The sequence below is a fragment of the Chloroflexota bacterium genome (assembly GCA_018648225.1).
In the GTDB taxonomy this organism is placed as follows: Bacteria; Chloroflexota; Anaerolineae; order Anaerolineales; family UBA11858; genus NIOZ-UU35.
Genome location: JABGRQ010000064.1, coordinates 20,236 through 35,005 on the forward strand (window position 1 = coordinate 20,236; position 14,770 = coordinate 35,005).

The following is a 14,770-nucleotide window of genomic DNA, read 5'->3' on the forward strand; positions in this document are numbered from 1 at the left end:
ATGATTGAATGGAGAGGACAGCGCGTTTTGATTGTGGGGGCTGCCCGCCAGGGTATAGCTCTGGCGCGTTTTCTCGCCACCCGCGGCGCGCATGTTGTGCTCAACGACCGCCGTGCTGCGGAAGAACTTCGTGAAGCGCAGGCCGCGCTGGTCGATGTGCCGCTAAAATGGGTGCTGGGCGGCCACCCTTTGGGCATTCTCGATCAAGTGGATTGGGTGTGCCCATCCGGCGGGGTGCCGCTGGAATTGCCGCTAATAGTCGAAGCGCTGGCGCGTCGAATCCCGCTGGCAAATGATTCGCAAATATTCCTGGAGCACGCCCCCTGCAAAGTGATTGGGATTACCGGCTCGGCAGGCAAAACCACCACTACAACCCTGGTTGGGCGCATGGCAGAAGCGGCCTGCAACCTGCAACCTGCAACCTTTAACCGGGCCTGGATTGGCGGCAATATTGGCAACCCGTTGATCGCCGATATAGATAATATGAGCGCTGATGATATTGCTGTGATGGAACTTTCCAGTTTTCAGTTGGATGTGATGACTCGTTCTCCCCAGGTGGCTGCCGTACTGAATATTACGCCCAATCATCTCGACCGGCACGGCAGTATGCAGGCCTACACTGCGGCTAAAGCCCGGATTCTAACGCATCAAACGCTGGGAGATGTGGCCGTATTAGGGAGCGATGACCCCGGAGCCTGGGGCTTGGCGGACTCTCTCCGGGGGGATTGCATCAGCTTTGGGCTGGCGCGCCCACCCGAGGGCCAGGCCGGTGTTTTCCTGCACGAGGCGTGGATTCGCTTCTGGGATGGGGAATTTGCTCACGATCTAATTCCGCGCGAGGCGATCCATCTGCGCGGTGAACATAACCTGGCAAATGTATTGGCAGCCTGTGCGATTGCCGCGGCTGTGGGGATCCCCTCCGAGGCCATGCGCGTGGCGGTAGATGGTTTTGCTGGCGTGCCGCACCGCCTGGAGTTTGTGCGCACTTGGCGCGGCGCCGATTGGTATAACGATTCGATTGCCACCGCCCCGGAGCGCGCGCTTGCAGCGCTGAATGCTTTTGATGAGCCGTTGGTGTTACTGGCTGGCGGGCGCGATAAAAATTTGCCCTGGGATGTTTTTGCCGAAATTGTGCGGCAGCGCGTGGATCATTTGATCCTTTTTGGCGAGGCCGCCGCCTTGATCCGGCAGGCTGTGGAAGCCGCTGATCCTGCCGAATGCCCGTTTTCAATGCACGAATGTACCGGGCTGCAAGCTGCGCTGGAAGCCGCCGCCGAAGTTGCCGTGCCGGGCGCTGTGGTTTTACTCTCGCCGGGCGGAACAAGTTTTGATGAATTTAAGGATTTTGCTGAACGAGGAGCGTTTTTTCGGACATGGTTGAACCAACAGGTGTAATAGCCTCCCCGCGTGGGACGAAAAAAGAAAATGAACTGCCCTCATCGCGGTTGAATTTTGACGTGCTGCTGGTGTTGGTATTTCTGACGCTGGTTGGCTTCGGCCTCTTGATGACGCATTCGGCCAGTTGGAATGCCTCATTGCAGCTTTCCCCGGAAGAGATTGGCCATAGCTCACCAACATTTCTCTTTTTCCGCCAACTGCGCTGGCTGGGTGTTGGGTTTATTGTCATGTTGTTGTTCACCTGGCTGGACTATCACTATTGGCATTATCTTTCAATTGGCGCGATGGGCGTCACCCTGTTGATGCTGGTGGCTGTGCTGCTGGTTGGCGAGAGCAACGATGGCGTGACACGCAGTTTTGCAGACGGGTCTGTGCAGCCTTCGGAGTTAGCCAAATTTGTGATCGTGATTTATTTAGCGGTTTGGTTGTATGCCAAGCGCGATCAGCTCAATGATATTGGTTTTGGTTTGCTCCCGCTGGGAGCGATTGTCGGTATTACTGGTGGTTTGATCTTGCGTCAGCCCGATTTGAGCGCCGCTGGCATGGTCTTAATTCTGGGCGGCCTGATGTATTATCTGGCAGGCAGCGACGCTTTTCAGACCACGGTGCTCTTTTTGATAGCGGGCGTGGCTGGTTTTTTGGTGCTGCGTTTTAACCCCACTGATAACGACCGTGTGGCAACTTTCATCAACGGTTGGAACGATATCCTCGAATCATCCGACCATGTCATGCACTCGCTGGTGGCTTTTGTGCGCGGTAAATGGATTGGCGTTGGCATTGGCCTCGGGACGACTAAACTGACCACATTGCCGTTCCCGCATACCGATAGTGTTTTTGCGGTGGTTGGTGAAGAAACGGGTGTGTTGGGTGCGGTATTCCTGGTTTTTCTCTTTGGCGCTTTATTGTGGCGCGGTCTGGTGATTGCCCGGCAAGCCCCCGATGGGTTGGGGTCGCTGCTGGCCGCGGGCCTGACCATGTGGATTACGCTGGAAGCGTTTATGAATATGGCATCATTATTAGGGTTGATGCCCTTTGCAGGGAACACATTGCCCTTCTTCAGTATTGGTGGTTCCAGTTTGGTAACTTCCATGGCTGCGTTGGGAATTGTATTCAATATTTCGCGTTTATCTGAACGCAAACAGGTTGAAGAATCACGGAGGACATTGGGTGCGATTGTTGATTTGCGCCGGTGGAACGGGCGGTGGCGTGTACCCCGCGCTCGCCGTTCTCGAACGGCTAAACGCTAAGTTCAAAGATGTGCAAACTCTGTGGGTTGGCGGTGAAGGCGGCATGGAAGCCGGGCTTGTTGCAAGCGTAGCGAGCACAGCGAGCACAACGAGTGCAGGCATTGCCTTTGAAGCAATTCCCGCGGCCGGACTGCACGGCGTTGGCTTGCGCGCCTTGCCGGGCAATTTTTGGCGTTTAGTGCATGGATTTTTCGCCGCGCGTCGCCTGTTGCGCCAGTTTCGCCCCGAGGTATTATTCTTCACCGGCGGCTATGTGGCTGCTCCCGTGGCATTGGCGGGCTGGCGCGTACCGACGGCGCTCTTTATCCCCGATATTGAGCCGGGCCTGGCGCTAAAGGCGCTTACGCGTTTCGCCGACCGTATTGCCATCACGGCGGCAGATTCGCAGCAATTCTTCCCGCGCCGCGCCGAACGGTTAGTTGAAACCGGCTATCCCGTGCGCCATGATTTGATTAATTGGGATCGTTCAAAAGCGCAGGCTGCCCTCGGCCTGCAAGCAGATTTGCCAACCTTGTTGGTTTTTGGCGGTAGCAAAGGTGCGCGTTCGATCAACCGGGCTTTATTTGCTGCCCTCCCCGATTTGCTTGCTAAAATGCAGATTGTGCATATCAGCGGCACAGCTAACTGGGAAGAAGCCGAGGCTGCCCGCGACAAGTTGGCGCCCCATCTGGCATCCCGTTATCATGCACACCCCTATTTGCATGACGAAATGGGTGCTGCTCTTGCCGCTGCCGATCTGGTTGTTGCCCGCGGCGGCGCATCAACACTGGGCGAGTTTCCCGTTTTTGGACTTCCGGCCATTTTGGTGCCTTATCCGTATGCCTGGCGCTATCAGAAAGTGAATGCCGATTATTTGGCACAGCGCGAGGCCGCGGTGATCCTGTCGGATGATGAATTGCCGCAGAAACTAGCTCATCTGGTGCGCGAACTCATGCAGGATGCAAATCGCCGCCAAAAAATGAGTACGGCGATGCGGGCGCTGGCGCGGCCAGATGCTGCCGCCGCAATTGCAGAGATATTGCATCAGCTTGCTCAGCAAAGCAATCATTTGGAGTAATCGCTATGGTAAGTTTGCTGTTTATGTTCTATTTATTTGTCATCCTTTTTGCCATCATCGGCTTTATGCGCGGCTGGGCAACGGAAGCGCTGGTCAGTTTTAGTGTGGTTCTGGCCTTGTTTTTGATCACGATTCTTGAAACATTAATACTGAAAGACACTGGAATAATGCCAGATGGAACACTTCGGCAATTCTGGATTCGCGTATTTATCGTGGGTATGCTGGTATTCTTCGGTTATCAAACGCCCAAAATTTCGCGCCTGTCTGGCGCCGCGCGTAGAGAGCGCATTTCCGATTCTCTTCTGGGTATATTCCTAGGCGCAATCAACGGCTATCTAATCTTTGGCACTTTGTGGTTCTATCTCGCACATGCCGGGTATCCATTTGAGAAAATCATTGCTCCGGATGCCACTACAGAAGTTGGGCAGGCAGCTATCGCAATGGTGGGACGCATGTTCCCGGCCCTGATTGGCTCCACACCGTATGGCATTTACATTGCCGTGGGTCTGGCTTTTCTATTTGTATTGGTGGTGTTTATCTAATGACACAGCACGTTCACTTTATCGGGATTGGCGGCACAGGCCTTTCGGCAATTGCCCGGGTTCTGCTGGAGAGCGGCTACACGGTTAGCGGCTCCGACCTGCAATATTCCCCGCTGGCGCAAGCTATTGAAAAGGCTGGGGCGCGTGTCTATCAGGGACACAGCGCCGAGAATATTACCGCGCCCGATCTGGTGATTCGTTCATCGGCCATACCGGATGACAACCCCGAGGTGTTGGCCGCGCGCCGGGTCAATATCCCCGTTCTGAAGCGCGTCGATTTTCTGGGCCGCCTCATGGAAGATCGTTTAGGCGTGGCAGTCGCCGGATCGCACGGCAAAACCACCACCACCGCCATGTTGGCTTGGGTACTCACTTATTTAGGGCAACAACCCTCCTTTATTTGCGGCGGTGATATTGCTAATTTGGGAGTCAACGCCCGCGCCGGAGATGGCCCGGCCTTTGTGATTGAAGCTGACGAATATGATTATATGTTCCTGGGATTGAAGCCCCGCATCGCGGTGATCACCAATGTGGAACACGACCACCCCGATATATTCCCCACCCCGGAGAGTTTCCGGCAAGCCTTCCTGGATTTTGTGAGGCTTCTGCCATCCGATGGCGTTTTACTAGCCTTTGAAGATGATCCCGGCGCTGCAGAAATTTACACCGCCGTCAACGCTATCCAAAAACGAACCTATTCACTGGCTTCCCGCGCAGCGGATTATGCTGTTGAAAATATGCACTCCAACACACGCGGTGGTTTTGACTTCACGGCGCTGCACAATGGCGAAAAACTGGCGCAAATCTCGCTGCAAGTGCCGGGGCAGCATAATGTTGCCAATGCCCTGGCAGTTCTGGCGGTTGTTGATCAGATGCAACTCTCTGTGGCAGAAGCCGCCCAGGGACTCGGCGAGTTCATCGGGGCTGGCCGCCGTTTCCAGGTGGTTGGCGAAATTGACGGCATTACGCTGATCGATGATTATGCCCATCATCCCACCGAGATCCGCGCCACGCTCGCTGCTGCCCGCGCCCGCTATCCAGCCCATCGAATTTGGGCAATCTGGCAACCGCATACCTATTCACGCAGCAAATTGCTTTTCGATGAATTTGTTGCCGCTTTTGACGAAGCCGATCAGATATTGATCACCGAAATTTATCGTTCCCGCGAAGCCGTTGATCCGAATTTCTCGTCGGCGCAATTTGTGACGGCGTTGCAGCGCGAAAGCGCCCACTATGTGCCCGATTTAGATGCCGCGGTTGCGTATTTGAGTGACCACTTGCGAACAGGTGATGTCGTTCTGGTGCTCTCGGCAGGCGATGCTACCCAAATTAATGCAGATTTACTGGCGGGTTTGCCCGCGATCGAAACCTTGAGAATGAGCTAATGCTGGTGACTGAGAAGAAGCACATCTATGAAAATTTGCAGTCCCTGTTTGGCGCTGCCTGCCAAACCGATGCTTCTTTGGCTCGCTATACGGCGGCGCGGGTGGGGGGGCAGGCCGATGCGCTCTTGGTGGTCAATTCCGTTGAGGCGCTGGCCCAGGCCGCACAGCAATTGTGGGAATTGGAGCTACCCTTCCGGGTGTTGGGTGGCGGTTCAAACGTGCTGGTGAGCGATAACGGTGTGCGCGGCGTTGTGCTGCTCAACCGGGCGCGTGAAATAGAATTTGATATAACTTCGGATCCGCCTACCGTTTGGGCTGGTTCTGGCGCAAATTTTGGCAGCCTGGCCCGGCGTGCGGTCACACATAGCCTCTCGGGTCTCGAGTGGGCGGCGGGTATCCCGGGCACCGTTGGCGGGGCTGTCTTTGGCAATGCTGGTGCCCACGGCGGTGATGTGGCTGGAAATTTTTTGATGGCAGAAATCTTGCATCAGAATGGTACGCGTAAAACCTACTCTGTTGGCGAAATGGGCTTCGAGTATCGTTCCAGCCGATTGAAGCGCGAAAAAATTGACGTGGTCGTATTAGCGGCACGCTTTACCCTTGTTCACGGCGACCCGGCGGTGATCCAGCAAAAAATGGATGACTATGCCGAATTCCGCCGCCGTACGCAGCCCCCAGGTGCGAGCATGGGTTCGATGTTCAAGAACCCGCCCAACGATTTCGCGGGCCGCCTGATAGAGGCCGCAGGGCTTAAAGGCACCCGCGTGGGCAATGCAGAAATTAGCTCCTTGCACGCCAATTTTTTTGTCAATCATGGTGAGGCAAGCGCCAGCGATATTTATGCCCTGATCTCGCGAGCACACAAGATCGTGATGCAGAAATTTGGCATCGCACTTGAGTTGGAAATTGAGTTATTGGGAGATTTTCTTCCGTTGGACTAAGCTTATGACAGATAAATTGAAAGTAGCGGTTTTGTTTGGCGGTCGTTCTGGGGAACATGCGGTTTCGCGCATGTCTGCACGATCGGTTTTGGCAGCCCTGGATGCCAATAAGTATGATGTGATTGAGATTGGCATCACGCATGAAGGTATCTGGCTGGCTGGCGAACGCGTATTGGATGCTTTTGTTGCCGAGAAGTTGGATCATTTGACCCCGGTAACATTAGTACCCGACCCCAACCGCAACGGTTTGTATCAGATAAAAAGCACACCTCACGGAGAGCAGTTTGAACACTTCACCGATGTCGATGTGTATTTTCCGATTCTACACGGCACCTTTGGTGAAGATGGCACATTGCAGGGCCTGTTCGAGATGGCAAATGTTGCCTACGTTGGCGCGGGTGTGCTGGGTTCATCTGTCGGGATGGATAAGGCCGTTTTCAAAGCTGTGATGCGCGCCCATCATATCCCTGTGGTGGATGAGGTACTCAGTTTGCGCAGCGATCTGCACAAAAATATGGATGCAATTCTAGATCGGGTTGAAGCCTCGTTGGCATATCCCGTGTTTGTCAAACCGGTCAATATGGGGTCTTCGGTGGGTGTGAGCAAATGTTACAGCCGCGCAGATTTACTGGAAGGTTTGATGGATGCGGCTCAATTTGATCGCCGGATTTTGATTGAGCGCGGCATCAACGCCCGCGAGATTGAAATCAGCGTTTTGGGCAACGACCAACCCCGGGCCTCGCTTCCCGGCGAGATCCGCCCCGAAGCCGATTTTTATTCCTATGATGCCAAATACCACGATGACCGTTCGCAAGCCTTTATCCCTGCGGATATCCCCGCCGGAACGGCTGAAATGATGCGTAGTACAGCCGTGCGTGCTTATCAGGTGATTGATTGCGCGGGCATGGCGCGGGTAGACTTCTTGCTGGATAAGGATAGCGGCGAATTTTATCTCAATGAAGTCAATACGCTGCCGGGGTTTACCCAAATTAGCATGTACCCGAAGCTATGGGAAGCCAGCGGCATGTCGTATGCGGATATATGTGATCGCTTGATTGAACTGGCTGTGGAGCGTCGCGCTGAGCGCGATCAAACTCAGTGGCGCTACGAAGGTGAAAGATAACTCCTACTATGAAGCGTGAAGCAACTCTGCCGCGAGCCAAACAGGTTCGAGAAAAACGGAATACACAGGGCAATCAGGTTGCGCGCCGTAAAAAAACGTCGGGCGTTCGTGCCACGCTGCCTCCGGTGATGGTGCGAGGCGGCGCTCCACCTCCGGCACAGAATTCACGCGCCAAGGCTAAAAGAGTCAAGCGCCGCTATGATATTGCCCTGCCTGCGCCGGGCGTCGAGATGCGCCTGCCAGCGGTGCCGGCGATCAGGGTTGGTTGGCGTTTGGTATCTTTCATGTTTGTCTTGTTGCTTTCGGGTGCTTTATATTATTTATTTACTTCGCCTGTGTATCGAGTGCAAGATGTTGAAATTGCGGGCGGTGTGTATCTATCTTCTGATAGTATCAGCCGCATGATGTTGATTTACAACCAGCCAATTTTCCTTGTTGAACCTCAGGTGATTGCCAGCCAGTTGGTTGACACCCTCGATGGATTGACATCTGCCGCCGTTACGGTAAGTTTTCCTGCCCAGGTTACGGTGACGGTTGAAGAACGTGCTCCGGTGCTGGTTTGGGAGTTGGATGGTCAAACGCAGTGGGTCGATGCTCAGGGATTTGCGTTTCCCCCGCGCGGGGACGCAAGTACTTTGGTTCGGGTGGTCGCATCAACTCCCCCCCCTGCGCCGATCATCCTGGATGAGGTCGAAGAAACTGGCGAGTCACATCCCTATATGACACCGGAAATGGTCACGGCTATTTTGTCGATCAGAAATTATGCGCCGGATAGTGTTGATCTGCTCTATGATGGTGAACACGGATTTGGCTGGCACGATCCGCATGGTTGGATTGTATATTTTGGTATGGATGATGATAATGTGAAGATGAAAATCGCCATTTACGATACTTTGTTGCGGCATTTGAATCGAGAAGGTATTCAGCCTGCCATAATTAGTGTGGAGTATTTGCATGCTCCGTTTTATCGTTTGGAGCCTTAGCTATGGAATCGCCAATTATTGTTGGTATTGATGTCGGAACGACCAAGACTTGTACGCTGGTTGCCCGTTTAGAGAATGACAACCAGTTGCGAATTTTGGGTGTGGGCATTGAACCCTCGAAAGGAATGCGCAAAGGCGGCGTGGTAGATTTGAACGCGGCTGGCGCGGTCATTGCGCGTGCGGTTGAAAAAGCTGAACACACATCTGGCCTTGAAATTGAATCGGCGCTGGTGAGTTTGGCGGGATCATTTATCACATCGGAGAATAGCCGTGGTGTGGTAGGAGTATCAGGGCGCACGATTAGTAATGACGATGTTGCGCGAGCCGTAGAAGCCGCCCGTGCAGTTTCAATTCCGCATAACCGCGAAGTGATTCATGTGATTCAACGCGATTTTGTTGTGGATGGGCAGGGGGGCATTCGTGTTCCGACGGGGATGCACGGCTACCGGCTGGAAGTGGAAACGCATGTGATTACTGCCGCGGCGGCCACGGTGGAAAACTTGCGTCAGGCCGTTGCGGCGGCCGGAGTACACGCCAGCCAGTTTGTGCTCAATCCCCTGGCTTCCGCCGAGGTAGTTCTCTCAGACTCAGAGCGCGAGATGGGGGTGGTTGTGTGTGATATTGGCGGTGGCACAACCGATATGGCAATTTTCATTGATGGCGATGTGTGGCACACGATGGTGCTGGGCGTTGGCGGCAATCATGTCACCTCCGATATTGCCCACGGACTGCACTTATCGCTTGAGCAAGCCGAAGAGATAAAACTAAAGCACGGGCATGCGCTGCAAAGCGAGATTGATCCCGAAGAAGCTTTCTATATCAATCCCTTTGGCGAAAAAGATCCCGTAAAAATTTTACGCGGCGATCTGACCCATATTATTGAAGCGCGTGTTGAAGAAATATTTAGCCTGGTTTTGCAGGAAATCAAACGCTCGGGTTACGATGGCTTGCTGCCTGCAGGCATGATCTTGACGGGCGGTGTGAGCAATTTGCCAGGGATTCGCCAATTGGCAAAAGACGTGCTGGGGATGCCGGTGCAAATTTCCCAGCCCAAGAATATTATCGGTATGGTCGATCAACTGGATTCTCCGGCGTATGCGACCAGTGTTGGTTTGTTACGTTGGGCTGTGCTGATGAGTGAATTTGTCGGTGCTTACAGTTCACGTCGCCCGATCATCTCGGGTGAAAACGTAGATTGGATGAAAATGAAGGACTGGCTGCGGCGATTGTTGCCTTAGCAAATTTTAAGAAAGACCAGCAGTATTATGAAGGAGCTTTTGGTAGAATAGAGGAATTCTTTTGAGCCTTCACGAAGCAGGTGCTCCAGATTTCCTCAGGCGCTAACATAAAAGCTCAAAACGAGGAGAAAACAAAATGCAAACAATGAATCAACCTGAATCATTTGCCCGCATAAAAGTGGTTGGTGTTGGCGGTGGCGGTTGCAACGCGGTTGACCGCATGATCGATGAAGGCCTGCAAGGTGTGGAATTCATCGCGGTCAATACCGATGCTCAGGCGCTGGCTCTGTCCCGCGCTTCCATCCGGGTGCGCATTGGCGATAAGCTAACGCGCGGCCTGGGTTCTGGCGGCGACCCCGAAGTTGGGCAAAAAGCTGCCGAAGAATCGGCCGAGGAGCTATATAATGTTCTCAAAGGCTCCGATATGACCTTTATTACCGCCGGAATTGGCGGTGGCACCGGAACGGGTGCCTCCTCGGTGATCGCCCAAATCTCGCGCGAGATTGGCGCGCTGACGATTGGCGTTGTCACCCGCCCCTTTACATTTGAGGGCGCCCGGCGCATTAAATCTGCCGAACTGGGAATTGATGGTCTCAAAGAGCACGCCGATACACTTATCGTTATCCCCAATGATCGCCTGCTCCAGATTGTCGATAAACGCTCCAGCCTGCAAGACGCCTTCAAAGTTGCCGATGACGTTCTGCGCCAGGGCATTCAGGGCATCTCAGAGCTGATTACTATCCCTGGCCTGATTAACCTCGACTTCGCCGATGTGCGCACCATCATGTCCGAGGGTGGCGCCGCGCTCATGGCCGTAGGTAAAGCCTCGGGCGAAGAACGTGCCCGCGATGCAGCCGAGCAAGCTATCTCCAGCCAATTGTTGGATATTACGATTGATGGCGCGCGCGGCATTCTCTTCAACGTCACCGGTGGCCCCGGGCTGACGCTCTTTGAAGTCAACCAGGCTGCCGCAATCATCAAAGAGACCGCGCACCCCGATGTGAACCTGATCTTTGGCGCTGTGATCGATCCCGATATGGGCGATGATCTGCGTGTGACCGTGATTGCCACCGGCTTCGAGAGTTCGGGCATTCCGCGCAACATCATGGAGCGCGCCGTCCGCCAGCGTGAGGTTGTACCCGAAAAAGCGCAACGCGAAGAATTTAAACCGCGCACGCTCAATACAGAAGACCTGGACATTCCCACCTTCTTACGTAACCGCGTGCGTTCGTAGCCTTTTTTTAACTACATATACAATGGGTTTCCGAAGCCTATAGAAAACTGGCAAAACCCCTTCGATTATTCGAGACTTCGGAGGTTTACCATCTGGTAACAAATTAATATTTCGTTGATCTAAAAAATTAGAGGCTTTGCCTCCTCCTCACAAAGCCTCTATCCATCTGTTTGCCCCTTGTTCCCCGCCACAAGTTTATGGTGGGGAACTGGGTTTTAAGGCGAAACTCGGACACGCTTTCAGAAAGCCTCTCACATCTGTCGCAAGTGTTTTCAATATTTCATGCTACTCGGCGGCCCCCCAATCTTAAAGGCTTTAACTCTCCAGAATATATTAAGGTAAATTAGTACCCCGGAAAGGTTGCTGTAATAGCTCAGGCGTGCTAGAATGTAAATCGCTCAACCACTATATATTTGGATTGATTAAGAGTGCACCCCCATATATGGGGGTTGGTTTTGGGTGTGACTTATGCTATGTCCCTATTGTCAGACAGAACGTTCGCGAGTAATTGATACCACAAAAGACAAGCGTTGGGGCGTTCGCCGCCGCCGCGAGTGTTTGGCCTGCGCTCAACGATTTAGCACCATTGAGCGCCCTATTTTGGCTACGCCATTGCTGATTAAAGAAGATGGCACGCGTGAGGAATTTGATCGTGAAAAACTGATGCGCGGCATTCGTATTTCGTGTGTCAAACGCCCTGTTTCTGCGGCAGATATTCAACGTTTAGCGGGCGAAGTCGAAGCCACCTTGCAGGCGATGGGCAAGGCTGAAGTTTCATCAAGAGTTGTGGGGGATATTGTCATCGCGGGACTCAAAGAATTAGACCATATCGCCTATATTCGTTATGCGATTGTCTATTTGGGCCTCGATGACCTAATTTCCGTTCGTACAGAAATTGACCGCCTACTCGATAGCAACTAAACGTGGGGGCAGCGGTAAGTCGATTTATTGAGCAAAGAGGAGCGTTTAATGGTTTTAACGACTAATACACACCAAATTGAAAAAGTGCAATTGCCTGATGATATGCGCCAAATAAAACTGTCGGAAAATTCATATCAGGTTTTCAAGCGCCGTTATATGCGCCGGGATCAATATGGACAGCCGGTTGAAACTGTGGAAGAGACCTTCTGGCGCGTGGCCTGGAATATTGCCGCGGTGGAAGAAGCATGGGGCGGGACTCCCTCGGAGTTGGCGCACCAATATTATGATCTGCTTGCCGAAAAGCGTTTTCTCCCAAATTCACCCACCTTCACAGGGGCAGGCACTCCCCTGGGACAGTTGGCCGCTTGCTTTGTGCTGCCACTCAGTGATGATATGGGGCGCTGGAACGATGGCATCTTCCAGACACTGCGCAACGCAGCGCTGATCCAGCAAACGGGTGGCGGCAATGGATTTTCATTTTCGCGCCTGCGTCCAAAAGGAGCGTTAATTAAAACATCCTCCGGTGAGGCCACCGGGCCGGTTGGTTTTTTGCGAGTGTACGATAAAGCATTTGGGGAAATTGCTCAGGGTGGCACGCGCCGCGGGGCCAATATGGCCGTGTTACGCGTCGATCATCCCGATATTGAAGAATTTATCATCTGCAAGACCGATGAAAATGCAATTACCAATTTCAATATCTCAGTGGGCATTACCGATGCTTTTATGAAAGCAGTTGAACATGATGCCTTATGGTCGCTACGCTTTCCCGATGTTGACCATCCTTCCTATCGCGGTTTTAGCGGCACGCTCGATCAGGCTGAGGCAGCCGGCATTCCTGTGATTACCCATAAGCGTGTACGGGCGCGCCAACTTTTCGACAAGATCGTTGCCCACGCGCATCATAACGGTGAGCCGGGCGTGCTTTTTTTGGATGCCGCAAATCGTAGCAACCCGGTACCGCATCTCTATATGCTTGAAGCGACAAATCCGTGTGGTGAGCAATTTCTGGGGCCTTATGAGAATTGCTGTCTTGGTTCAATCAATTTGGCCCAGCACTTTGGCCCGGACGGCAATGTGGATTGGAAAAAACTGCAAAACTCCGTAGAACTCGCTACGCGCTTTTTGGATAATGTCGTCGACGCGAATGCCTATGTCCCCGCAGTGCCAGAATTGCGTAAAGCCGCGCTCAACGCCCGACGGATTGGTTTGGGCATCATGGGTTTGGGCGATATGATGTACCATGCCGGTATTCGCTACGGCTCTGCAATTGGGCAAGAATTTGCCGCTCAGGTGATGGAATTTGTGCGCTTTCATGTTATGAAGACCAGCATCGAGCTTGCCCGGGACCGCGGCCCATTCCCTGGAATATCGGGCAGTATCTATGACCCGCAGAACCTCACCTGGGAATCGCCCAGTCCGCTAAGCCCTTATCATCAGGATTGGGAGCGCCCAACGCTGGATTGGGATGAGATTCTGGATGGCATTCGTCAATATGGCATTCGCAATGCCGCCCAAACGACCATTGCTCCCACAGGCACAATTGCAACCGTGGCAGATTGTGAGGGTTATGGCTGCGAACCTGTGTTTGCCCTGGCCTATACCCGTCATGTGGATGACAACGGCAAGGATATGAAACTCACTTATACCAGCCCCTTATTTGAGAAAGCGCTCTTTGAAGCGGGTATCGAAGAAGATACTCATCAGGAGATCGTCGCCGGGGTGGTGGAGAGTGGGAGTTGCCAGAATGTTGAGATGCTTCCCGAGCACTTGCGTGAAACATTTGTCGTCTCACAAGATATTAGCGCGGATGAACATGTGCGTATGCAGGCTGCTTTGCAGGCATTTGTCGACAACAGCCTTTCCAAGACGATTAATTTTCCCCCAGACGCGCTCGAAGAAGATGTTGCCACAGCCTATAAATTGGCCTGGGAATTGGGTTGTAAAGGGACTACGGTTTATATAACCGGTTCGCGCCAGAAAGTAGTTCTGGAGACACAATCAACTGTAAACGAGAAGGGAAATGGCCGGATGGTTGCGCCTGCCGCCGAGAAAGAGCCATTGGTCCTGTGGCATGAGACCAAGAAACCGCGCCCGCGTCGTCTCAAGGGGTATACCTACAATGTTAACACACCGTTGGGGAAAGCCTTTGTGACCGTCAATGAAAACGGGGGCGACCAACCTTTTGAAGTTTTCATCAACACCGCTAAAGCAGGCTCGGACACAGCCGCGGTTTCTGAAGCTATTGGGCGCTTGCTTTCGTATTTATTACGCATCGCCTCACCGATTGAACCCCGTGAACGTCTTAACGAGATCGTTCATCAACTTTCTGGAATTGGCGGTGGCCGATCCCTGGGTTTTGGTGTGAACCGGGTACGCTCTTTGCCCGATGGTGTATCGCAGGCTCTGCGCGAATATCTCGAAAACTCGCTCGATGAATATGCCTGGAAAGAAGCGGAGCACGGTAATGGGCATCATGCGAATGAGAAACAACCCACACCAGCCGTGGATGAAACCCGTCCGCCGAACTTTAAAATTGGTGATCTCTGCCCTGATTGCGGGCAAGCCGCGGTGGTAAATGAGGAGGGCTGCCGCAAATGTTATGCCTGCGGCTATAGCGAATGTTGAAACCCAAAAACGCCGGAGTGTGTCCGGCGTTTTTGGGTTAAAGTTCATGCAAATCATGCGACACTTTGCAAGCCCA

General features: G+C 53.2%; 12 protein-coding genes. All 12 read left to right on the plus strand.

What is annotated here, in order from left to right; all coding sequences use genetic code 11:
- Window positions 1–1,395 carry a UDP-N-acetylmuramoyl-L-alanine--D-glutamate ligase gene (murD, locus tag HN413_04680; protein MBT3389685.1) on the plus strand — a complete coding sequence of 465 codons (1,395 nt, stop codon included), beginning with the start codon at window positions 1–3 and terminating at the stop codon, window positions 1,393–1,395.
- Window positions 1,374–2,645 (plus strand): cell division protein FtsW, encoded by a 1,272-nt coding sequence (locus HN413_04685; GenBank protein MBT3389686.1) that lies wholly within the window; start codon window positions 1,374–1,376, stop codon window positions 2,643–2,645. The genes murD and HN413_04685 overlap by 22 nt, the downstream gene beginning before the upstream one ends.
- Window positions 2,542–3,702 carry an undecaprenyldiphospho-muramoylpentapeptide beta-N-acetylglucosaminyltransferase gene (gene murG, locus HN413_04690; protein ID MBT3389687.1) on the plus strand — a complete coding sequence of 387 codons (1,161 nt, stop codon included), beginning with the start codon at window positions 2,542–2,544 and terminating at the stop codon, window positions 3,700–3,702. The genes HN413_04685 and murG overlap by 104 nt, the downstream gene beginning before the upstream one ends.
- Before the next feature lie 5 nt (window positions 3,703–3,707).
- Window positions 3,708–4,244, plus strand: coding sequence for a hypothetical protein (locus tag HN413_04695; GenBank protein ID MBT3389688.1), 537 nt, complete (start codon window positions 3,708–3,710; stop codon window positions 4,242–4,244).
- Complete coding sequence (gene murC, locus HN413_04700) at window positions 4,244–5,629, plus strand: UDP-N-acetylmuramate--L-alanine ligase (GenBank protein MBT3389689.1); 1,386 nt, start codon at window positions 4,244–4,246, stop codon at window positions 5,627–5,629. The genes HN413_04695 and murC overlap by 1 nt, the downstream gene beginning before the upstream one ends.
- A gap of 5 nt (window positions 5,630–5,634) precedes the next feature.
- A complete protein-coding gene (gene murB, locus HN413_04705) occupies window positions 5,635–6,570 on the plus strand; it encodes a UDP-N-acetylmuramate dehydrogenase (protein MBT3389690.1) in 936 nt (311 codons plus the stop codon).
- Between the two features lie 4 nt (window positions 6,571–6,574).
- Window positions 6,575–7,693 (plus strand): D-alanine--D-alanine ligase, encoded by a 1,119-nt coding sequence (locus HN413_04710; protein MBT3389691.1) that lies wholly within the window; start codon window positions 6,575–6,577, stop codon window positions 7,691–7,693.
- Between the two features lie 8 nt (window positions 7,694–7,701).
- On the plus strand, window positions 7,702–8,676 hold the full coding sequence (locus HN413_04715; protein MBT3389692.1) for an FtsQ-type POTRA domain-containing protein: 975 nt from the start codon (window positions 7,702–7,704) through the stop codon (window positions 8,674–8,676).
- A 2-nt stretch (window positions 8,677–8,678) separates the two neighbouring features.
- Entirely contained in the window at window positions 8,679–9,914 is a 1,236-nt protein-coding gene (gene ftsA / locus HN413_04720) for a cell division protein FtsA (protein ID MBT3389693.1), read from the plus strand.
- 136 nt (window positions 9,915–10,050) lie between these two features.
- Window positions 10,051–11,148 carry a cell division protein FtsZ gene (gene ftsZ, locus HN413_04725; GenBank protein ID MBT3389694.1) on the plus strand — a complete coding sequence of 366 codons (1,098 nt, stop codon included), beginning with the start codon at window positions 10,051–10,053 and terminating at the stop codon, window positions 11,146–11,148.
- A gap of 468 nt (window positions 11,149–11,616) precedes the next feature.
- The gene (nrdR, locus tag HN413_04730; protein MBT3389695.1) at window positions 11,617–12,069 is read left to right on the plus strand and encodes a transcriptional repressor NrdR; all 453 of its coding nucleotides are present in this window, start codon (window positions 11,617–11,619) and stop codon (window positions 12,067–12,069) included.
- Between the two features lie 48 nt (window positions 12,070–12,117).
- A complete protein-coding gene (locus tag HN413_04735; GenBank protein MBT3389696.1) occupies window positions 12,118–14,694 on the plus strand; it encodes an adenosylcobalamin-dependent ribonucleoside-diphosphate reductase in 2,577 nt (858 codons plus the stop codon).
- Window positions 14,695–14,770: the final 76 nt, after the last annotated feature.

Coding starts and splice junctions, on each gene's coding strand:
- HN413_04695 (MBT3389688.1), top strand. CDS start 3,708: ATGGTAAGTTTGCTGTTTATGTTCTATTTATTTGTCATCCTTTTTGCC.
- nrdR (MBT3389695.1), top strand. CDS start 11,617: ATGCTATGTCCCTATTGTCAGACAGAACGTTCGCGAGTAATTGATACC.
- ftsZ (MBT3389694.1), top strand. CDS start 10,051: ATGCAAACAATGAATCAACCTGAATCATTTGCCCGCATAAAAGTGGTT.
- HN413_04735 (MBT3389696.1), top strand. CDS start 12,118: ATGGTTTTAACGACTAATACACACCAAATTGAAAAAGTGCAATTGCCT.
- HN413_04710 (MBT3389691.1), top strand. CDS start 6,575: ATGACAGATAAATTGAAAGTAGCGGTTTTGTTTGGCGGTCGTTCTGGG.
- murD (MBT3389685.1), top strand. CDS start 1: ATGATTGAATGGAGAGGACAGCGCGTTTTGATTGTGGGGGCTGCCCGC.
- HN413_04685 (MBT3389686.1), top strand. CDS start 1,374: ATGGTTGAACCAACAGGTGTAATAGCCTCCCCGCGTGGGACGAAAAAA.
- HN413_04715 (MBT3389692.1), top strand. CDS start 7,702: ATGAAGCGTGAAGCAACTCTGCCGCGAGCCAAACAGGTTCGAGAAAAA.
- ftsA (MBT3389693.1), top strand. CDS start 8,679: ATGGAATCGCCAATTATTGTTGGTATTGATGTCGGAACGACCAAGACT.
- murC (MBT3389689.1), top strand. CDS start 4,244: ATGACACAGCACGTTCACTTTATCGGGATTGGCGGCACAGGCCTTTCG.